Origin of the sequence: Rathayibacter sp. VKM Ac-2928, from assembly GCF_022815545.1 — a bacterium.
GTDB lineage: Bacteria > Actinomycetota > Actinomycetes > Actinomycetales > Microbacteriaceae > Rathayibacter > Rathayibacter festucae.
The window spans coordinates 1103947-1124835 of sequence record NZ_JALGRU010000001.1; the positions used below are offsets into that span (position 1 = coordinate 1103947).

Genomic DNA, 20889 nt, shown 5'->3' on the forward strand with positions numbered 1-20889 from the left:
AGGGCGGCATCACGAGCGGACTGCCTCGATCCTGACGCGAGCGGGTGCGCACGACGATCGATCGGCGCGCGGTGACCGGTCCTTGGCACGCCGTCCGTCCCGCCGCTTCGTGCGAGTCAGGGGAGGGGACGGCGGAGGGCGTCCAGGCGCCGGCGCCAGGCGTCGAGCCGGCCCGGAACCGCGGCGAGCGCCGGTCCGTCGACCCAGCCCGTGGCCAGTCGCAGGCCGTGCAGCGCGTTCGCCGTCCACACCTCGCGGCCGTCGAGGTCCATCGGTTCAGCCGGGGCCTCGATCACATCGACTCCCAGTGCGCGCGCGAGCACGGAGACCGTGCGGGCCGTCACGCTCCGGACCCGGCGGCTGCTCGCGGGCGGGACGACCAGCGCGTCGCCGAGCCACCAGAGCACAGCGCTCGAGGCACCGTCGATCACGGCGCCGTCGGCACCGAGGATCACGGCCTCGTCCGCGCCGGCGGCGAGAGCACGGGAGCGCAGGAGTGCCAGCCGTGCGATGTCGGGTCCCTTGCGCTCCGGGGTGCGGCGCGGATCCACGGGGCTGGTCCAGAGGACGACGGTGCGGCCCCGCGGCGGGGCAGGGCGCAGCCGGAGGCGCAGACCCTCGGCGGTGAGCTCGACGCGGGGGAAGGAGTCGCCGGTGCGGGGGAGCGCCGCGATCGCGGCGTCGAGGAACGCCTCGGCGTCGTCGGGGTCTCCGCCGACGGGTCGCCCGGCGTCGCTGAGCGCGCCCAGGAACCGCTCCCGGTGCAGCTCGAGACCGCGGACGCGGCCCGCCGACACCAGCCAGGAGTCGGCCGCGAGGAGGGCGCCGGCCGGAGCGTCGACCGCGGGACCGAGCTCGTGCCCCTCCCAGACCCGCACCAGCTCGCCGTCCATGACGGCCTACGCTAGCCCAGTGGCCGCGCTCCCCGAGGTTCCTGCCGCCCGGCGGCAGCTGACCTGGGTCGATCCCGAGCGAGCATACCTCGACTTGTTCGCCTCGGCGGACGCCTCCTTCTGGCTCGACTCCGGCCGCGACGCTGTCGAGGGCCTCTCCTTCCTCGGATCCTCGGACGACGTGCTGACGGTCGGGCCCGGCGCGGACGTGTCGACGGCGCTCGCCGCCGTCGCGGCGGAGCGCACCGGCGATCGGGCGCTCGGCCGGTACGGCTGGATCGCCTACGAGGCGGGTGCGCCGTTCGTCGCCCTTCCGCCTGCACCCGTCGGTGGGGACGCTCCGCCCGCGCTCGCGCTGATCCGGGGCGATCCGGTGCTCGAGTTCGACCACGCCCGGCGGACCCTGCACCTCGTTTCCTCCCCGGAGCGGGAGCCGGAGGCGCGGCGGCTGGAGCGAGCCCTGACGGCGCTCGCCGAGACCCCGGCCGACGCCGGCGAGCCGCGCGACGCGGAGCCGTCCGGGCCCGCCGAGTGGCGGCACGGTCCCGAGCGGTACCGAGCGTTGATCGCCCACTGCCAGGCCGCGATCCGCGCGGGTGACGCCTACCAGCTCTGCCTCACCAACGAGGTGGTGGTCGAGGGCGCGTTCGACCCGCTGGAGGCGTACCGGCGCCTCCGCCGCTCGAGCCCGAGCCACCACGGCGGACTGATCCGGGTCGGCGGGCTCGCCCTCGTCAGTGCCTCGCCCGAGCGCTTCCTCGACGTCACGGCCGACGGCCGCGTCGCCACGCATCCGATCAAGGGCACCCGGACCCGCAGCGCCGACCCCGTCGTCGACGCGGAGCTGCGGGCCGAGCTGCTCGCGAGCGTCAAGGAGCGCGCCGAGAACGTGATGATCGTCGACCTCGTGCGGAACGACCTGGCCCGCATCGCCGCTCCCGCCTCGGTGCAGGTGGACCGCCTCCTCGAGATCGAGACCTATCCGCACGTGCACCAGCTGGTGAGCGAGGTGTCGGCGCAGCTCGCGCCCGGCGTCGGACCGGCCGAGCTGCTCGCCGCGACCTTCCCCGCCGGATCGATGACGGGAGCGCCGAAGCGCCGCGCGATCGAGCTCCTGCGCGAGTGGGAGGCCGGGCCGCGCGGTCTCTACGCCGGCGCGTTCGGCCGCCTCGGCGGCGACGGGTCGCTCGATCTCGCGATGACCATCCGCACCCTCGTGCTCGACGGCGCCCGCGCCAGGATCGGCACCGGCGGGGGCATCACCGCTCTCTCCGTCGCGGACGAGGAGGTGGAGGAGACCCGCCTCAAGGCCCGTGCGCTGCTGGCCGCGCTCGGAGTCGACCTGCACGTCACGGCGGAGTCGTCGCCCGGTCGCTAGAGGCCAGTAGGGTTGTTGGTCGGACGCAGGCGCCCTCCGAGCGCGCGCCCACCCCCACCCTCACAGAAGTAGGACACACCTGTGGCAGAAGAGACCTCCCAGCAGACCGGCCCGACCGACGAGGAGCGTTACGACTTCCGCGCGCTCCAGGAGAAGTGGCTCCCGATCTGGGAGGAGACCCGGCCGTTCGCGACCGGCGACTCCACCGACAAGCGCCCGCGCAAGTACGTGCTGGACATGTTCCCGTACCCCTCCGGCGACCTGCACATGGGCCACGCGGAGGCGTACGCGCTGGGCGACGTCATCGCGCGCTACTGGCGCCAGCAGGGCTTCAACGTGCTGCACCCGATCGGCTGGGACAGCTTCGGCCTGCCCGCCGAGAACGCGGCGATCAAGCGCGGCCTCAACCCGGTCACCTGGACCTACGACAACATCGAGCAGCAGAAGCGCTCGATGAAGCGCTACGCCGCGTCCTTCGACTGGGACCGCGTGCTGCACACCTCCGACCCCGAGTACTACAAGTGGAACCAGTGGCTGTTCCTCAAGATGTACGAGAAGGGCCTCGCGTACCGCAAGGACAGCTGGGTGAACTGGGACCCGGTGGACCAGACCGTCCTCGCGAACGAGCAGGTCCTCGCCGACGGCACCTCGGAGCGCTCCGGCGCCGTCGTCGTGAAGAAGAAGCTCACCCAGTGGTACTTCAAGATCACCGACTACGCCGACCGCCTGCTCGACGACCTCAACCAGCTCGAGGGCTCCTGGCCGTCGAAGGTCATCGCCATGCAGCGCAACTGGATCGGCCGCTCGATCGGCGCCGACGTCGAGTTCGAGATCGAGGGCCGCGAGGAGCGGATCACGGTCTTCACGACGCGCCCCGACACCCTCTTCGGCGCGACCTTCATGGTGGTCGCGCCCGACTCCGACCTGGCCGCCGAACTGGTCGAGGGCGCCGAGCCCGAGCTGCAGACCGCCTTCCGGAGCTACCTGGAGAAGGTGCAGAAGTCGAGCGAGATCGAGCGCCTCACCGTCGACCGCCCGAAGACCGGCGTGTTCCTCGGCCGCTACGCGATCAACCCCGTCAATGGCGAGCGCCTGCCGATCTGGTCGGCCGACTACGTGCTGTCCGACTACGGGCACGGCGCGGTGATGGCCGTCCCCGCGCACGACCAGCGCGACCTGGACTTCGCCCGCGCCTTCGACCTGCCCGTGCGGGTCGTCGTCGACACGACCGCCTCGGTCACCGGCGCGATCCCGGTCATCCCGAAGGACCCGGAGGAGCTCGCCGCGCTCGAGAAGGAGTACTCGCTCGACCCGGCCACCACCGGCGAGGCGCTGACCGGCGACGGCCGCCTGATCAATTCCGGACCCCTCGACGGACTGTCGAAGCGCACCGCCATCGAGCGCGTGATCAAGCTGCTCGAGGAGCGCGGCCGCGGCCGCTCGGCGAAGAACTACCGCCTGCGCGACTGGCTGATCTCGCGCCAGCGCTACTGGGGCACGCCGATCCCGATCATCCACGGCGAGAACGGCGAGCTGATCCCGGTCCCCGAGGACCAGCTGCCTGTGCGCCTGCCCTCGACCGACGGCCTGGACCTGCAGCCGAAGGGCTCCTCGCCTCTCGGTGCCGCGGAGGACTGGGTGAACGTCGCCAATCCGAACGACGGCAGCCCCGCGCGCCGCGACCCGGACACGATGGACACCTTCGTCGACTCCTCGTGGTACTTCCTCCGCTTCCTCTCGCCGAAGGACGACACCCAGGCGTTCGACCCGAAGCTCGCCGAGAAGTGGGCGCCCGTCGACCAGTACGTCGGCGGCGTCACCCACGCGATCCTGCACCTGCTCTACGCGCGCTTCATCACCAAGGTGCTCTTCGACCTGGGCTACGTCTCCTTCACCGAGCCGTTCACCGCGCTGCTCAACCAGGGCATGGTGCAGATGGACGGTGCCGCGATGTCGAAGTCGAAGGGCAACATCGTCCGCCTCTCCGACCAGCTGGACGAGTTCGGCGTCGACGCCGTGCGCTTGACGATGGCGTTCGCCGGCCCGCCCGAGGACGACATCGACTGGGCCGACGTCTCGCCGTCGGGCAGCGCGAAGTTCCTCGCCCGCGCCTGGCGCCTGGCGAAGGACGTCACGACCAAGCCCGACGTGGAATGGAAGAACGGCGACGCGGCGCTGCGCCGGCAGACGCACCGCTTCCTCGCCGAGTCGCCCTCGCTGATCGAGGCGTTCAAGTTCAACGTCGTCGTCGCGCGCCTGATGGAGCTGGTCAACGCGACCCGCAAGGTCATCGACTCCGGTGCCGGCGCGGGCGACCCCGCCGTCCGCGAGGCGACCGAGGTCGTCGCGATGGCGCTCAACCTGTTCGCGCCGTACACCGCCGAGGACATGTGGAACCGTCTCGGCTACGAGGGCTCGGTCGCGCACGCGCTCTGGCGCAAGGCCGACCCGACGCTCCTGGTCGAGGAGAAGGTCACCGCGATCCTCCAGGTCGACGGCAAGGTCCGAGACCGCATCGAGGTCTCGCCGAAGATCTCCTCCGACGAGCTCGAGCAGAAGGCCCGCGCGGCCACCGGTGTCGCGCGGGCGCTGCAGGGCCGCGAGGTGGTCACGGCCGTCGTCCGCGCACCGCGCCTGGTGAACCTGGTGACGAAGCCGGCCTAGGTCCTCCCGAGCACCGGCTCACCTCGAAGGGGCTCCTCCACTGCGGAGGGGCCTCTTCGGCGTTCCCGCCGGTGACGCGCTGTCAGGCGGGCGGCACGGCGCCGTTGCGGATGTGCTGGTAGACGACCGAGGTGCGGACGTCGGCGACCTCGCGGCGCTCGGTGAGGCGGTCGATGACGAAGGCGTAGAGGTCGTCGTTGTCGCGGACGGCGACGTGGATGATGAAGTCCTCGTTGCCGGCGGTGACGAAGACGCCGAGGGTATGCTCGAGGCCGCTGACCCAGTCGCGGAACGATTCGATGACCTCGCGGGACGGCGGCCGGATGCGCACGGCGATCAGCGCCTGGACGCCGCGGCCGATCGCGGCGAGGTCGACGTCGAGGGTCGTGCCGCGGATGACGCCGCGGGTGCGCAGGCGCCGCATGCGGTCGAGCGAGGTGGTGGGGGAGACGCCGATCGCGGTGGCGACGTCGCGGTTGGACATCCGCGCATCCGACTGGAGGAGGCGGAGGATGGCGATGTCGATCGCGTCGAGGACCACTCCAACGCGGTTCTGCTGGTCGTTCATACGGACATCCTGCGGCACGCGCGCGCATCCGCCTATCTTGGGCGCGGCCGGTCGGGAGGATCGACCAGAGAGGGACGACGATGAGCACGGCACCGGTCGGCTACGCCGAGGACGAGATCGACACCGCGGCGCCCACCCGCTCCGCCCGTCTGAAGTGGGTGGTCGTGGTCGACGAGGCGCTGCCGATCGGGCGGGCGGTGAACGCCGCCGTCTGCGTCGCGGCCGCGACCGGCGCGCAGGTGCCCGGACTGCTCGGTCCTGCGGCGCAGGACGCCTCGGGCTCTGAGCACCCGGGGCTGCCGTGGGCGGGCTGCACCGTGCTCGCGGCCGACGCGGCGACGCTGCGGACGATCCGGGCGAAGGCGGAGGCGCACGAGGAGACGTTCGTCGCCGACATGCCCGCCGCCGCGCAGGACACCCGCGTGTACGACGAGTACCGCGAGGTGCTCGGGGCGACCGGGCCCGAGCTCGTCGAGTACCTGGCGGTCGGTCTGATCGGGCCGAGGAATCGCGTGGACAAGATCGTCGGGCGGCTGCGACTGCTCTGAGCGGTCGGGTCGGGCGTCCTCCACAGGACGGGATGTCGAGCTTCGTCCACTGAACCGCAGGAGTCGCTAATCGCCCGAACCGGGCCGCTCTAGCGTCGTCGGATGCAGCAGACGAGCCAGGCCGACGACCCCGCGGGGCTGCTGCGCCGTCCGCGGCGAGCGCGCTCGCGCTGGCGGATCGGGGTCGGTGCGGCGATGGTGCTGGTGATCGCGGCGGCGGTCGTCGCGGTGCTCCTCGCCGGGACGCGGGCGAGCGGCCGGACGGAGGTGCTCGCGCCGGCCGGTGGTGTCACTGCTGCGGCGGGTCCGTCCGGAGCGCCCTCGTCCACGGAAGGGAACGCGACGCCCGCGGCGAGCAGCAGCCCCGGTGAGGTGCTCTACGTGCACGTCGCCGGAGCGGTCGCCGCGCCCGGCCTGTATCTGCTCGATCCCGGTGCGCGGGTGGCCGATGCGCTCGCGGCGGCGGGTGGTTTCACGGAGCCGGCCGAGCGGGCCGCCGTGAACCTCGCGCGCCGGCTCGTGGACGGCGAGCAGATCCTCGTCCCGGAGCGGGGTGCGGCGGTCGCACCGGGCGGCCCGGCTCGGGCCGCCGGAGGTGCTGCCGGCGCGGGCGGGATCGTCCGCTTGAGCACGGCCACGGCCGCACAGCTCGAGGAGCTTCCCGAGATCGGGCCCGCGACGGCGGCGAAGATCGTCGCCTACCGCGAGGAGCACGGGCCGTTCACCTCGGTCGACCAGCTGCTGGAGGTGCCCGGCGTCGGCGAGAAGACGCTCGAGGCCTTCCGCGAGCAGGTGGCACCGTGATCCGGGCCCAGGACCTGCGGCTGCTGCCGCTCGCACTCTCGGCCTGGGCGGCGGCCGCGGCGACCGGGCTGCTGCCGGTCACCGCCGTCCTCGGCGGCGGGGTGCTGCTCTGCACGGTCGCGTGGTCCGTGTGCCTCGTCGCCGTTCTGGCTCTCGGCGTGCTCCGTCGGCGCCGCGCGGCCGTCGTCCTGGCTGGGATCGCGGTCGCGTTGGGGGGAGCGGCGCTGGCCGTCACCTCCGTCGTCGTCACGACTCCCGAGCGGCATCCGCCGGAGCTGCGGGCGGCCGCGGAGTCCCGAGCGGCTGAGGCCGTGCTCGTCCGCGTCGAGACGTCCGCGAGACCGCTCGTCACCGGTGGGGTGTGGTTCGACGGCACCGCGCTGCAGCTGGAGGATCAGCCGATGTCGGCGCCGGTGCGGGTGTTCCTCGCCGAGCCCGGAGGGCGGCTGCCGGTCGGCTCCGAGGTGGTGCTGCGGGCTCGGGCCGAGGAGCCGGGCGTCGTCGGCGAGAGCACGCTCCTGACGGCGAGCGCCGTGCTCGAGCGGCGTCCGCCCGTGGGGGTGGCGGCGGTCGCGGAGGTCCTGCGCTCGGGCTTCCTGGCGCGGACCGCGGTGCTCGGGGGAGACGTGGCCGGCCTGCTGCCCGGGCTCGCGACCGGGGACACCTCCGCCCTGTCGTCCGATCTGGAGGACGACATGCGGACCGCCTCGCTCACTCACCTCACCGCGGTGTCCGGAGCGAACTGCGCGGTCGTGGTCGCGGCCGGCTGGCTCGTCGCCGCGCTGCTCGGCGCCGGCCGTCGGCTCCGCACCGTCTCGGCTCTGGCGGTCCTCGCGGCGTTCGTCGTGCTGGTCACTCCGGAGCCGAGCGTCGTCCGCGCGGCCGTGATGGCGAGCGTCGTGCTGCTCGCGCGTCTGGGACGCCGGTCGGGTGCGGCGGTCCCGGCACTGCTGGCGAGTGTCGTCCTGCTGATGCTCGTCGATCCCGCGATCGCGGGGCGGCTCGGCTTCGTGCTGTCCGTGCTGGCGACGGGCGGGCTGCTGCTCGCGGCGGAGCCGATCGCGGACCGGCTGGGCGACGTGCTGCCGCGTCCGCTCGCGCTGGTGGTCGCGGTCCCGCTGGCGGCCCAGCTGGCCTGCCAGCCCGCGGTCCTGCTGATCGACCCGTCGATCCCGGTCTACGGGGTGCTGGCGAACCTGCTCGCCGAGCCGGCGGCGCCGGTGGGCACCGGACTCGGGCTGATCGGCTGCCTCCTGGCGCCGTGGTGGCCGGGTGGCGCCGATGTCGCGATCCGTCTCGCGGCCGTACCTGCCTGGTGGATCGCCTCGATCGCGCGCGCCGTCGCCACCTGGCCGTCTCCGCGCATCGCCTGGCTGCCCGGACTCGGCGGGATGCTGGCGCTCATGGTCCTGACCGTGCTCGCCCTGCTGCTCGTCACCCGTTCGCGTCGCCTCACGCGGGCGCGACAGGTCGCGGCGACCGTGCTCGCCGGGGCGCTGGTCGTCGGGGGAGCGTCGAGCGTGGCGACGCCGCTGCTGCGCTCCGGAGCCGTCCCGTCGGACTGGCGGGTGGCGATGTGCGACATCGGGCAGGGCGACGCGGTGCTGGTCCGCGGCGACGCCGGGGTGGTCCTCGTCGACACCGGACCGCTGCCGGAGCGGCTCGACGCGTGCCTCGACCTGCTCGGCATCGACCGCCTCGCGCTGCTGCTGCTCACCCACTACGACCTCGACCACGTCGGCGGCCTGGCGGCCGTCGTCGGTCGCGTCGACGAGGCGCTCGTCGGCCCGGTGGCGGACGAGGGCGACACCCGCGATCGCGCCGACCTCGTGTCCGGCGGGGCAGCGGTGCAGGAGGCGGCGCGCGGCGACAGCGGCTCGGTCGGCTCGCTGCGCTGGCGGGTCGTCTGGCCGGAGCGGGGGACCACCCTCCGCGGCAACGAGGCGAGCGTGACGCTGCGGATCGACATCCCGGCGGACGCGATCGGCGGGCCGCTGTCCCTGGCCATGCTCGGCGACCTCGGCGCCGAGGAGCAGGGGCGGCTCGCGCGTCTGGATCCCGGCCGCGTCGACGTCGTGAAGGTGGCGCACCACGGCTCCGCCGACCAGTCGCCCGCCCTCTACGACGCACTCGGCGCCCGCACCGGGCTCGTCTCGGTCGGCGCCGACAACACCTACGGCCATCCGACGCCCTCGCTGCTCGCGCTACTGGCCGAGCGCGGCACCCGCGCCCTGCGGACGGACCTGGAGGGGACGGTGCTGCTCTCCTCGCGACCCGAGGGGGTCGTGGTCTGGACGAGCGGTGCCGCCGCGCAGGTGGCCGCTCTGGACGACCAGGGAGGTGCAATCACGCCTGTGCTCTGCCGAGGGTCGCCGGTCGCCGGGGAGGATGGTGCTGCGGGAACCCGATCCGCGGGTGTCTTGCGACGGAGTGGACAGCGTGGCGCCGCGGATCGGTCGCGGACGTCGCCGACTGCTTGGATACGGGATCGACGTGGCGTGACGAGGAGAAGGAGTCGGCGTGACTCGGAAGGAACGACCCGAACTCCGGAAGGATCAACCCGGCGTCTCGATCTCTCTGGTCATGTTCGCCCACGTGGCACTCCTCCTGTTCCTGGCCGCGGTGCCTCACCAGCCGCCGTGGTGGATCGTCGTCTCCGCGGTCGCGCTGATCGGAACAGGGATCGGCGCCTTCTCCGATTCCCGCAGGTACCGACGGAAGTACCTGGAGAGGCAGCGACGGGGCGGTCCGTCCTGACGGCGCGTCCTCTCCTCGCTTCTCCAGCGCGTGTCTCCGGACTCGTAGAATCGAGGGTCACGGAAGGACGACGGCATGGCAGGCAGAGCCCCGGCGCGCGGCAAGGCGGCCCCCTCGAAGGCGGCGATCCCGCAGCTCGCGTGGGACCAGACGCGACCCGCTCCGATCGTGCTGATCACCGGTCCCGAGCAGTTCCTCGCCGATAGGGCACTGCGGTTCCTCCGCGAGTTCCTGCGCGCCGAGGACCCGAGTCTCGAGGTCAACGACATCGACGCCGGCGGCTATGCGCCGGGAGAGCTGCTCACGCTGGCGAGCCCGTCGCTGTTCGACGAGCCGCGGCTGCTGCGCGTCTCCAACGTCGAGAAGTGCTCGGACGCGTTCCTCGTCGAGATGATCGAGTACCTCGCCCAGCCCGCGGACGGCGCGACCGTCGTGCTCCGGCACGGCGGAGGCAATCGCGGCAAGAAGCTGCTCGACGCGATCCGCTCGGGGACCGGCGGCGGCATCGAGATCGTCTGCGCCGAGCTCAAGCGGGAGAGCGACAAGGTCGACTTCGCGATCGCGGAGTTCCGCACGGCCGGGCGTACGGCGACCACCGGTGCGGTGCGGGCGCTGGTATCGGCGTTCTCCGACGACCTGGACGAGCTCGCGTCCGCCTGCCAGCAGCTCGTCTCCGACGTCACCGGAGACATCACCGAGGCGACGGTCGCGAAGTACTACGGCGGTCGCGTCGAGACCACCGCGTTCACGGTCGCCGATGCCGCGATCGCCGGCCGGCACGGGGAGGCGCTGCTGGGGCTCCGGCACGCGCTCGCGTCGGGTGCGGACCCGGTGCCGATCGTCGCGGCGTTCGCGAGCAAGCTGCGCACGATGGCGAAGGTCGCCGGGTCCCGTGAGGGGTCCGGTCAGATCGCCTCGCGGCTGGGCCTCGCGCCGTGGCAGGTGGACCGCGCTCGCCGCGATCTGGCGGGCTGGACCGGCGACGGCCTGGGGACGGCGATCCTGACCGTCGCGGAGGCGGACGCGAACGTCAAGGGCGCGACCCGCGATCCGGTGTTCGCGCTGGAGCGCATGGTGTCGGTCATCTCGGCGCGCGGGGTCTGACGTTCGGCACTTCTCCTGCCGGGGGCGGTGGGTCTCGATACGCCCCTGCGGGGCTACTCGACCAGCATGCACGGGCAGCGACGACCAGCAGCAGCAGCAGCTTTTCGGCCAGCACAGCCGGGCGGCGGTGATCGAGCATCAGGCGGGCGGCACCCGATTCATGCTGATCGAGTAGCCCGCGGAGCGGGCGTATCGAGATCCGACCCGTCAGCACCCACGGTCTCAGCCCGCTTCGATCAGCCGGGTGAGTCGATCCGCGGCGGAGGAGATCGTCGAGACGGCGACGAGCGTGAAGACGCAGGCGACGCCCCAGAACCAGGTGCGGCCGGGAGCGTGCGCGCGACGGCGGTCGAAGGCGAGCCACCAGGCCGCGACGACCGAGACGAGCGCGGCGATCACCGACCCGAGGGCCATCCTGACCCAGTCCGCGGCTTCCGGCTCCGTCCAGGAGTTCGTGCCGACCACGATCGCGGTCGGCACGACGACCATCCCGAGCAGTCCGAGGAGGATCGCCCTGTCCTGGCTCAGCGGCTTCGCCGTCTCCGTGCTGGTCATGATCCCCCGATCGCGCGCCGGGCAGCTCCCTGCGGGAGCCGTCCGTCACGGCGACGCTACCGGACGTCCTTGCGGTGGGTGGGTCTCGATACGCCCCTGCGGGGCTACTCGACCAGCAGGTGGTCGCCTCCAGGCTGATCGACCAGCATGTGGTCGCCTCCAGGCTGATCGACCAGCATGTGGTCGTGCGGGCTCGTGCTGCGTGATGTCCTGGCGAGCCGGCGCCGGTGGGCTCAAGCCGCGGCCTCGCAGGCGAACAGGCGATTCGCGTGCCAGCGAATCGTCGTAGCCGGAACGCGACCCGCTCCACTCAGCGAGACCCCTCGGGAAGCCGACCGCGCGACGGACGACGAGGAACGAGGAGTCCGTCGACGGCGAGCGGCAACGACGAAGGGCCCGGCCAGAGGCCGGACCCTTCGTCGTTGCCGTGAGACGCAGCCTTACAGCGCGGCGACCTGCTTCGCGATGGCCGACTTGCGGTTCGCGGCCTGGTTCTTGTGGATGACGCCCTTGCTCGAGGCCTTGTCGAGCTTCTTGGCGGCGAAGGCGAGCGCGGTGGCGGCCTTCTCGGTGTCGCCGGCGGCGATGGCGGAGTGCACCGCGCGGACCGCGGTCTTCAGCTCGCTCTTGACGGCCTTGTTGCGCTCGTTCGCCTTCTTGTTGGTGAGGTTGCGCTTGATCTGCGACTTGATGTTTGCCACGTCTATTACCTTCTTCTCGGATGTGTGTGCAGCCGGCTACTCGACGGAGTGCCCCTTCCGGTGGCGTGGAAACGCCATCCCGGTGCGACTGGAGGTCGCCGGCTTCTGAATCACTCCACACACGCCAATGGTGGAGCGCAAGCCAACAAGGAACTTTAGCGCACCCGCCGCCACCCTTCAACCGCGCCGCGCCCGCCGCCCACGTCCCGTCCCGCGAGATGCCACTTGCGTACGCGACACGCCGCGCGAGGCGTACGCAAGTGCCATCTCGCGGCGGGAGCCCGCCAGTAGCCTGACCAGCGATGCCCCGACTCGCCGATCACATCCCCGCCGTTCCGCCCTCGGGCATCCGCCGGCTGTTCGAGATCGCCCTCCGCCTGGACGGCGTGACGCTGCTCGCCGTGGGGGAGCCCGACGTCGCCGTCGCACCGCACATCATCGAGGCGGCCCGCGCCGCCTGGGCCGCGGACGACACCGGCTACGGCCCGAACGGCGGTCTGATGGAGCTGCGGCGCGCGATCGTCGCCAAGCTCGCCCGCGACAACGGGTTCCGCGCCGACGTCGAGCAGGTCTGGGTCACGGTCGGCGCCACGCAGGCGCTCTACCAGGCGATGACGCTGACGCTCGGCCCGGGCGACGAGGTGCTCCTGCCCGACCCCGGCTACACCACCTTCACGATGAACGCGCGGATGATCGGCGCCGTTCCGGTGCCCTACACGCTGCGCGCCGAGAACGGCTTCCTCCCCGACCTCGACGAGCTCGAGCGGATCGTCACCGACCGCACCCGCGCGATCATCGTGAACAGCCCGTCGAACCCGCTCGGCATCGTCCTGCCGCGACCGATGCTCGAGCGCCTGCTGGACTTCGCCCGCCGCCACGACCTCTGGATCATCAGCGACGAGGTCTACGAGTGCTTCACCTACGGTCGCCCGCACGTGAGCCTCGCCGCGCTCGCGCAGGAGGCCGGCCACGACGACGACCGCGTCTTCAGCGTCTTCTCGCTCTCGAAGACCTACGCGATGACCGGCGTCCGGGTCGGCTACCTGGTCACCCCGCCCGGCCTGACCTCGACGATGGTCACCGTCCAGGAGGCGTCGATCAGCTGCGTCGCGACGCCCGACCAGCGCGCGGCCCTCGCGGCGCTGACCGGGCCGCAGGACGCGGTCGCCGACGCCTCCGCGCACTACCTCGCCAACCTGCGGCTCGCGACGGCGCTGCTCGACGAGCGCGGCATCCGCTTCCGCGAGCCGGAGGGCGCCTTCTACCTCTGGATCGACGTCTCGCACGCGAGCGACGGCGACGTCGCCTCCTGGGCCGAGGCCTTCCTGCTCGAGACCCTCGTCGCCGTCGCGCCGGGCAGTGCCTTCGGGCGCACCGGTGAGGGCTGGATCCGCGTCTGCCTCGCCGCCGACCCCGCCGACCTCGAGCACGGGCTGCGCGCCCTGCCGGCCCCGATCGCGGCGGCGAGCGCATGAGCGCCGACGACGTCCTGGTCCGCCGGGTGCGCCCGGAGGAGTACGCCGAGGTCTCCCGACTGCGCCTCGCCGCGTACGCCCACGACTACGAGCTGGGGGAGGAGTACGCGGCGGACGTCGCCGACGTCGCCCGGCACGACCGCGAGGGCGAGGTCTGGGTCGCGGAGGAGCACGGCGCGATCCTCGCGACCGTCACCACCGCGGCTCCCGGCGCCACCCTGTACTCCCTCGGCCGTCCGGGCGAGCTCGACTGGCGGCTGCTCGCGGTCGCTCCGGAGGCGCGCGGTCGCGGGCTGGGCCGCCTGCTCACCGAGTTCGTGGTGATGCTCGCCGTCGAGCGGGGACTCCAGCGCGTGGTCATGAACAGCGGCACCGACATGCTCGCCGCGCACGCCCTCTACGAGAGCATGGGCTTCGTCCGGCTCCCCGAGCGCGAGAACCCGCCCGGGATCGAGCCCACGCGCACCTACGGACTCGACCTCTAGCGAGGACCGCCCGCAGAACATCAGCGGAGAAGGGCGTTCATCGCCCCTCAGCGATGAGGTCCCTCCACAGCTGACGTTCTGCCCCGCATCCGGCCGGTCCCGGCCCCTCGCCCTCCGCCGCACCCCGGCCGTGGGACACTGGACGCACGATGTCTCCACGTGCACACCTCGGGCTCGAGCCCGCCGCGACCGATCCGGCGTCCATCCGCAACTTCTGCATCATCGCCCACATCGATCACGGCAAGTCGACGCTCGCCGATCGCATGCTCGGCATCACGGGCGTGGTCGAGGACCGCGCCATGCGCGCGCAGTACCTCGATCGGATGGACATCGAGCGCGAGCGCGGCATCACGATCAAGTCGCAGGCCGTCCGCATGCCGTGGGAGCGCGACGGGCAGACCTTCGCGCTGAACATGATCGACACCCCCGGTCACGTCGACTTCTCCTACGAGGTCAGCCGCTCGCTCGCCGCCTGCGAGGGCGCGATCCTGCTGGTCGACGCCGCGCAGGGCATCGAGGCGCAGACCCTCGCGAACCTCTACCTCGCGCTCGAGAACGACCTGGCGATCATCCCGGTCCTCAACAAGATCGACCTCCCCGCCGCCGACCCGGAGAAGTACGCGGCCGAGCTCGCGAGCCTCATCGGCGGCGACCCGGCCGACGTCCTCCGCGTCTCCGGCAAGACCGGCGTCGGCGTCGAGGCGCTGCTCGACCGCGTCACGGAGCTGGTGCCCGCGCCGGTCGGCGACAAGAACGCTCCCGCCCGCGCGATGATCTTCGACTCCGTCTACGACTCCTACCGCGGCGTCGTCACCTACGTCCGGATGATCGACGGCCAGCTCTCGCCGCGCGAGAAGATCCAGATGATGTCGACGCGCGCGACGCACGAGATCCTCGAGATCGGCGTCTCCAGCCCCGAGCCCGTCTCCACCAAGGGCCTCGGCGTCGGCGAGGTCGGCTACCTGATCACCGGCGTGAAGGACGTCCGCCAGTCGAAGGTCGGCGACACCGTCACCACCGCGTCCAAGCCCGCCACCGAGGCGCTGCCCGGCTACACCGAGCCGCTGCCGATGGTGTTCTCGGGTCTCTACCCGATCGACGGCAGCGACTACCCCGACCTCCGCGAGGCACTGGACAAGCTCAAGCTCTCCGACGCGGCGCTCGTCTACGAGCCCGAGACCTCGGTCGCGCTCGGCTTCGGCTTCCGCTGCGGCTTCCTCGGCCTGCTGCACCTCGAGATCGTCACCGAGCGGCTCGACCGCGAGTTCGGCCTCGACCTGATCACCACGGCGCCGTCCGTCATCTACGAGGTGACCACCGACGACAAGAGCAAGGTCACGGTCACCAACCCGAGCGAGTTCCCGGTCGGCAAGATCGCCAGCGTCACCGAGCCGATCGTCCGGGCCGCGATCCTCGCGCCGAAGGACTACGTCGGCACGATCATGGAGCTCTGCCAGAGCCGCCGCGGCACGCTGATCGGCATGGAGTACCTCGGCGAGGACCGCGTCGAGATCCGCTACCACATGCCCCTCGGCGAGATCGTCTTCGACTTCTTCGACAACCTCAAGTCGAAGACGGCCGGGTACGCCTCGCTCGACTACGAGCCCGCCGGCGACCAGGAGGCAGATCTGGTGAAGGTCGACATCCTGCTGCAGGGCGAGCAGGTCGACGCGTTCAGCGCGATCGTCCACCGCGACAAGGCCTACGCCTACGGCGTCCTGATGACGGGGCGGCTGCGCAAGCTGATCCCGCGCCAGCAGTTCGAGGTGCCAATCCAGGCCGCGATCGGCGCCCGCATCATCGCGCGCGAGTCGATCAGCGCGATGCGGAAGGACGTCCTCGCCAAGTGCTATGGCGGTGACATCACCCGCAAGCGCAAACTGCTCGAGAAGCAGAAGGAGGGCAAGAAGCGCATGAAGATGGTCGGCCGCGTCGAGGTCCCGCAGGAGGCGTTCATCGCCGCCCTGAGTGGTGACGTCGAGACGAAGGACAAGAAGTGAGCGTCCGGCGCTCGAGCTTCGAGGGGCAGCCGCAGGTCACCTACGCGGCGGTCGGCGGCACGCTCGCGCCGGACCTGCTCGAGTACCCGCCGGACGGCTTCACCGCCGAGCGCTTCGAGGCGCGCCTGGGCTCGGGCGCCGAGCGCTTCGCGATCACGACCGCGTCGCTGATGACGTGGGGCGTGCAGCGCGGCAGCGGCATCGCCGTCACCGACATCACCGCCGGCAGCGGCGTGCAGTACACGGGCGTGAACTTCGACTCCGCCGGCACCCCGATCGACCTCGCCAGCCGCCCGACCGAAGAGCAGTTCTCGGCGGACGGCACGCCCTACATCACCGCCGGCGTGACGGCCGTGCTCAAGATCACGCTGCTCGGCCGGACGGTGAACGCCCCCGTGCGGGTCGTGTACGTCGTCGACGAGCCCGACCAGGTCGGCTTCGCCTACGGCACCCTCGAGGGCCACCCGGAGAGCGGCGAGGAGTCCTTCGTGGTCGAGAAGCGCGCCGACGACTCGGTCTGGCTCGTCATCCGCGTGTTCTCGCGGCCCTCCACCGCCCTCTACCGTCTCGGCACCCCCGTCCTCCGGGTCGTGCAGAAGCGGCAGGTCAAGAAGTACCTGCGCGCGCTGCTGCCGGCGCGCGTCAGCTGACGTGGGCAGCGCCCTCCCGCTCGCCGACCCGGCGCCCCTCGACGGACTCCTGCCGGCCTCCGTCGCCGACGGCGTGGAGACCCGCGACCTCGGGCTGTACGTGCACGTCCCGTTCTGTCGGGTGCGCTGCGGCTACTGCGACTTCAACACCTACACCGCGACCGAGCTGCGCGGCGCGAAGCAGCAGGACTACGCCGACGAGGCGGTCGTCGAGATGGCGCTCGGCGAGGGCGTGCTCGCGGCCGCGGGTCTGCCGCGACGGCCTGCGGCGACCGTGTTCTTCGGCGGCGGGACTCCGACGCTGCTGCCCGCCCGCGATCTGGTGCGCATGCTCGACGGGCTCCGGCGTCACTTCGGCGTCGCCGACGGTGCCGAGATCACCACGGAGGCGAACCCGGATTCTGTCGACGCCGCCTACCTCCGCGAGCTGGCCGACGCCGGGTTCACCCGGGTCAGCTTCGGGATGCAGTCGGCCGTGCCGCACGTGCTCGCGACGCTCGAGCGCACCCACGATCCCGAGCGCGTGCCGCTCGTCGTCGAGTGGGCGCGCGAGGCAGGGCTGCAGGTCAGCCTCGACCTGATCTACGGCACGCCGGGGGAGTCGCTGCCCGACTGGGAGCGCTCGCTCGATTCGGCGCTGGCCAACCGGCCCGACCACCTCTCGGCCTACGCGCTGATCGTCGAGGACGGGACGAAGATCGCGCGGCAGATCCGCCGCGGTGAGGTGGCCACTCCGGACGACGACCTGACCGCCGACATGTACGAGCTGGCGGACGCTCGGCTCGCTGCGGCCGGCTACTCCTGGTACGAGGTCAGCAACTGGGCGCGCGACGACGCCCACCGGTCGCGGCACAACCTGTCCTACTGGCTGGGGCACGACTGGTGGGGCGTCGGGCCCGGTGCCCACAGCCACGTCGGCGGGGTGCGCTGGTGGAACGTGAAGCACCCGGCGGCCTACGCCGAGCGGCTGCACTCCGGCTCGTCGCCGGCCGCCGGACGGGAGACGCTCGACCCGGCGACCCGCCGGGTGGAGGACGTGCTGCTGCGCTCGCGCCTGGCGGACGGACTGCCGATCGACGCGATCGACCCGGAGCGCCGCCGCGAGGTCGCAGGGCTGATCGCCGACGGCCTCGTCGACGGCCGGGCGGCCCTCCGCGGGCGCCTCGTGCTGACCCTGCACGGCCGGCTGCTGGCCGACGCGGTCGTCCGCCGCCTGACGGACGGCTGAGCCGGACCGCTCCCACTGATCGAGCAGCCCGCGGAGCGGGCGCATCGAGATCCCCTGTCCGATGTGCGTGGGTCTCGATACGCCGCCTGCGGCGGCTACTCGACCAGCATGGGGTTCCGCCTGCGGTGGCTACTCGACCAGCATGAGGTGGAGCAGGCGCGTCATGCTGATCGAGCGGCCCGCATCGTGGGCTCCTCATGCTGATCGAGTAGCCCGCGGAGCGGGCGTATCGAGATCCCGCTCGGTGCCTACTTGAAGAAGGGGATGCTCAGCGGGTACGTGTAGTACTCGCCGGCGCTGGCGCGCACCGAGGCGATGATCGCGAAGACGATCACGAGGATCGGCACGACGATGAAGACGATGAAGCCGACGAGCACGAAGCTCAGGATCGTCCCCGCGACGTAGGCGATCAGGGTCGTGAGGTGGAAGTTCAGCGCCGTCTTCGCGTGCGCCTCGAGGAAGGGCCCGCGGCCCTTGAAGACGAGGTAGACGATCAGCGACGGGATGAAGCTGAAGAAGATGCCCGTGATGTGGGTGACGATCGCCCAGGTCTTCTCGTCGGCCGGGTTCAGCGGCGGGGCGGGCGTCGAGTAGGCGGGCGGCGGGGGCGGGGTGGCCGACATGGTGATCTCCGTCTCAGGAATCGGCGCGCCGGGCGACCCCGGGCGCTCGGCGTCCATCGTGGCAGAGAGCGAGCCGCGACGGGACGGATCCAGGGCGAGCCCCGCCCTCCTTCCTCCTGCGCGGTTATGATTGGCACTCAATCTCGCGGAGTGCCAAGCTCCGCGCGGCGCCACGGCGCCGAGGTGGTCGTGCCGCGAGGCACCCGGAGTCCGGCGGGAGGTCGGTCGTATGGTGACGGAGCGCGGTCTCCAGGTCCTGCGCGTGATCGTGCAGGACTACGTCGCGAACCGCGAGCCGGTGGGCTCCAAGTCCATCGTCGAGCGCCACGCGTTCGGCGTCTCCGCGGCGACCATCCGCAACGAGATGGCGCAGCTCGAGGAGGAGGAGCTGATCGCGGCCCCGCACACCTCCTCCGGCCGCGTCCCCACCGACAAGGGCTACCGCCTCTTCGTCGACCAGCTGACCGACCTGCGCCCGCTGACCGCGGCGCAGCGGCAGGCGATCGAGACCTTCCTCGGCCAGAGCCCCGACCTCGACGAGGTGCTCGTGCGAACGGTCCGGCTGCTCTCGCAGCTCACCAACAGCGTCGCGCTCGTGCAGTACCCGTCCTTCGGGGCCGCGCGCATCCGTCACGTCGAGCTGGTCGCCCTCGCCCCGCGGCGGTTGCTCTCCGTGCTGATCACCGACACCGGCCGCGTCGACCAGCGCGTGCTCGAGACGCCCGAGGACGTCGACGAGCTGCTGCTCGGCGAGATCCGGGCGAAGCTGAACACCGCCGTCCTCGGCCTGGGGCTCGCCGCTGCGGCGGAGACGCTGCAGAGCGCGACCGCGCAGTTCAGCCCGGAGCGCCGCGCCGTCGTCGACCCGGTGGTGCAGACCCTGCTCGAGCAGGTCGGCGCGAACCGGCAGGACCGCTTGGTGATGGCGGGCGCCGCGAACCTGGTGCGCACCGAGGAGGACTTCTCGGGCAGCATCTACCCCGTTCTCGAGGCGATCGAGGAGCAGGTCGAGCTGCTGCGCCTCTTCGCCGAGATGACGCCCGATCCGCGCGGCATCTCGGTCCGCATCGGCCGCGAGAACGCGCCGTTCGGCCTGCAGGAGACCTCCGTGCTGACCAGCGGCTACAACACGGCCGGCGGCCAGGTCTCGCGCCTGGGGGTCCTCGGACCGATCAGGATGGACTACTCCGGCAACATCGCGGCGGTCCGCGCCGTCGCCCGCTACCTCTCCCGCCTCCTCGGCGAGGAATGACCCGCTCCCAGACCCTCGCCGGAACCCCGGCTCCCGACAGGTCCGCCGCGCCCGGCGCTCCGACCACGAACGAAGGACGAAGCCCCCTGTGGCCGATCACTACGAAGTCCTCGGCGTCGACCGAGACGCCTCCGCCGACGAGATCAAGAAGGCGTACCGCCGGCTTGCACGCGAGCTGCACCCCGACGTCAACCCGAGCGCGGACGCGTCCGAGCGGTTCAAGCTCGTCACGCACGCCTACGACGTCCTGAGCGACGTCCAGCAGCGACAGCAGTACGACCGCGGCCCGCAGGACGGCTTTCCCGGCGGTGGTGGGCAGGGCTTCGGCGGCTTCGGCGACATCTTCGAGACGTTCTTCGGCCAGGGCGCGCAGGGCTCCTCGCGCGGCCCGCGATCGCGTCGGGAGCGCGGCCAGGACGCGCTGCTGCGCGTCGAGGTCTCGCTCGACGAGGTCATCTTCGGCACCCACCGCGACCTCGAGGTCGACACGGCCGTGCTCTGCGAGACCTGCCAGGGCTCGTGCTGCCAGCCGGGCACCTCGCCGGTCACCTGCGACATCTGCCACGGCTCGGGGCAGATCCAGCGCACCGTCCGCTCGCTGCTCGGCAACGTGATGACGGCCAGCCCCTGCGGCACCTGCCGCGGCTACGGCACCGTCATCGCCACTCCGTGCTCCACCTGCCAGGGTCAGGGCCGCGTCCGCGCGCGCCGGACCATCCCCGTCGACGTCCCCGCGGGCGTCGACACGGGCCTGCGCCTGCAGATGCCCGGCAGCGGCGAGGTCGGCCCGGCCGGCGGCCCGAGCGGCGACCTCTACCTCGAGATCAAGGTCAAGCACCACGACATCTTCAGCCGCAACGGCGACGACCTGCTCTGCACCCTCGAGGTGCAGATGACGGACGCGATCCTCGGCTCGACGACGACCCTCGCGGCGCTCGACGGCGACATCGAGATCGAGGTCAAGCCGGGCACGCAGAGCACCGAGATCGTCACGATCAAGGGCCGCGGCGTCACCAAGCTGCGCGGCAACGGCCGCGGCGACCTCCGCGTCGGCATCCAGGTGGTCACCCCGACCAAGCTGGGGCACCGCGAGCGCGAGCTGGTGCAGGAGTTCGCCAAGCACTATAAGCCGCAGAAGCCGGCCCTCACGCACTTCCAGCAGGGGCTCTTCTCCAAGCTCCGCGACCGCTTCCTGGGCTGACCG

18 protein-coding genes are annotated in these 20889 nt (G+C 72.0%); 13 read left to right on the forward strand and 5 right to left on the reverse strand.

Annotation, left to right across the window (positions count from 1 at the left end):
• Nucleotides 1–116 precede the first annotated feature (116 nt).
• Nucleotides 117–893, reverse strand: coding sequence for an aminotransferase class IV (locus MT350_RS05165; RefSeq protein WP_243599039.1), 777 nt, complete (start codon nt 891–893; stop codon nt 117–119).
• 19 nt (nt 894–912) lie between these two features.
• Here MT350_RS05165 and MT350_RS05170 point away from each other — a divergent pair, with 19 nt between their 5' ends.
• Together MT350_RS05170 and leuS are read left to right on the forward strand one after the other, a co-directional pair.
• Nucleotides 913–2271 carry an anthranilate synthase component I family protein gene (locus MT350_RS05170; protein ID WP_243599040.1) on the forward strand — a complete coding sequence of 453 codons (1359 nt, stop codon included), beginning with the start codon at nt 913–915 and terminating at the stop codon, nt 2269–2271.
• Nucleotides 2272–2352: 81 nt separating this feature from the next.
• Complete coding sequence (leuS, locus tag MT350_RS05175; RefSeq protein ID WP_243615499.1) at nt 2353–4935, forward strand: leucine--tRNA ligase; 2583 nt, start codon at nt 2353–2355, stop codon at nt 4933–4935.
• 82 nt (nt 4936–5017) lie between these two features.
• Here leuS and MT350_RS05180 read toward each other — a convergent pair whose 3' ends face one another.
• Nucleotides 5018–5503 (reverse strand): Lrp/AsnC family transcriptional regulator, encoded by a 486-nt coding sequence (locus MT350_RS05180; protein ID WP_243615500.1) that lies wholly within the window; start codon nt 5501–5503, stop codon nt 5018–5020.
• An 80-nt stretch (nt 5504–5583) separates the two neighbouring features.
• Between MT350_RS05180 and MT350_RS05185 the strand changes: the two genes are divergently transcribed.
• From MT350_RS05185 to holA, 4 genes are all read left to right on the forward strand, one after another.
• Nucleotides 5584–6051: a DUF2000 domain-containing protein gene (locus tag MT350_RS05185; RefSeq protein ID WP_243615501.1), complete on the forward strand. Its 468-nt coding sequence runs from the start codon at nt 5584–5586 to the stop codon at nt 6049–6051.
• Nucleotides 6052–6153: 102 nt separating this feature from the next.
• The gene (locus MT350_RS05190; RefSeq protein WP_243615502.1) at nt 6154–6855 is read left to right on the forward strand and encodes a ComEA family DNA-binding protein; all 702 of its coding nucleotides are present in this window, start codon (nt 6154–6156) and stop codon (nt 6853–6855) included.
• Nucleotides 6852–9818, forward strand: a complete 2967-nt coding sequence (locus tag MT350_RS20385; RefSeq protein ID WP_243615503.1) for a ComEC/Rec2 family competence protein — start codon at nt 6852–6854, stop codon at nt 9816–9818. Before MT350_RS05190 ends, MT350_RS20385 begins: the two co-directional genes overlap by 4 nt.
• Nucleotides 9739–10716 (forward strand): DNA polymerase III subunit delta, encoded by a 978-nt coding sequence (gene holA / locus MT350_RS05200; protein ID WP_243599289.1) that lies wholly within the window; start codon nt 9739–9741, stop codon nt 10714–10716. Before MT350_RS20385 ends, holA begins: the two co-directional genes overlap by 80 nt.
• A gap of 222 nt (nt 10717–10938) precedes the next feature.
• On the opposite strand, the gene MT350_RS05205 is transcribed toward holA, so the two are convergent.
• Complete coding sequence (locus tag MT350_RS05205) at nt 10939–11271, reverse strand: hypothetical protein (protein ID WP_243599046.1); 333 nt, start codon at nt 11269–11271, stop codon at nt 10939–10941.
• A gap of 440 nt (nt 11272–11711) precedes the next feature.
• Nucleotides 11712–11972 (reverse strand): 30S ribosomal protein S20, encoded by a 261-nt coding sequence (rpsT, locus tag MT350_RS05210; protein WP_123445612.1) that lies wholly within the window; start codon nt 11970–11972, stop codon nt 11712–11714.
• A gap of 302 nt (nt 11973–12274) precedes the next feature.
• On the opposite strand from rpsT, the gene MT350_RS05215 reads away from it, so the two are divergent.
• The 5 genes from MT350_RS05215 to hemW all read left to right on the forward strand — a co-directional run bounded on the left by MT350_RS05215 (nt 12275) and on the right by hemW (nt 17810).
• Complete coding sequence (locus MT350_RS05215; RefSeq protein ID WP_243599047.1) at nt 12275–13447, forward strand: pyridoxal phosphate-dependent aminotransferase; 1173 nt, start codon at nt 12275–12277, stop codon at nt 13445–13447.
• A complete protein-coding gene (locus tag MT350_RS05220) occupies nt 13444–13932 on the forward strand; it encodes a GNAT family N-acetyltransferase (protein WP_123732102.1) in 489 nt (162 codons plus the stop codon). Before MT350_RS05215 ends, MT350_RS05220 begins: the two co-directional genes overlap by 4 nt.
• A 149-nt stretch (nt 13933–14081) precedes the next feature.
• On the forward strand, nt 14082–15932 hold the full coding sequence (lepA, locus tag MT350_RS05225; RefSeq protein WP_243615504.1) for a translation elongation factor 4: 1851 nt from the start codon (nt 14082–14084) through the stop codon (nt 15930–15932).
• A complete protein-coding gene (locus tag MT350_RS05230) occupies nt 15929–16582 on the forward strand; it encodes a DUF1990 family protein (RefSeq protein ID WP_123445616.1) in 654 nt (217 codons plus the stop codon). Before lepA ends, MT350_RS05230 begins: the two co-directional genes overlap by 4 nt.
• 1 nt (nt 16583) lies before the next feature.
• Entirely contained in the window at nt 16584–17810 is a 1227-nt protein-coding gene (hemW, locus tag MT350_RS05235; protein WP_243599048.1) for a radical SAM family heme chaperone HemW, read from the forward strand.
• A 248-nt stretch (nt 17811–18058) separates the two neighbouring features.
• Here hemW and MT350_RS05240 read toward each other — a convergent pair whose 3' ends face one another.
• Nucleotides 18059–18433 carry a DUF4870 domain-containing protein gene (locus MT350_RS05240; protein ID WP_123704749.1) on the reverse strand — a complete coding sequence of 125 codons (375 nt, stop codon included), beginning with the start codon at nt 18431–18433 and terminating at the stop codon, nt 18059–18061.
• Nucleotides 18434–18662: 229 nt separating this feature from the next.
• On the opposite strand from MT350_RS05240, the gene hrcA reads away from it, so the two are divergent.
• Nucleotides 18663–19685: a heat-inducible transcriptional repressor HrcA gene (gene hrcA, locus MT350_RS05245; protein WP_243599049.1), complete on the forward strand. Its 1023-nt coding sequence runs from the start codon at nt 18663–18665 to the stop codon at nt 19683–19685.
• Between the two features lie 88 nt (nt 19686–19773).
• Nucleotides 19774–20886, forward strand: coding sequence for a molecular chaperone DnaJ (dnaJ, locus tag MT350_RS05250; protein WP_243599050.1), 1113 nt, complete (start codon nt 19774–19776; stop codon nt 20884–20886).
• Nucleotides 20887–20889: the final 3 nt, after the last annotated feature.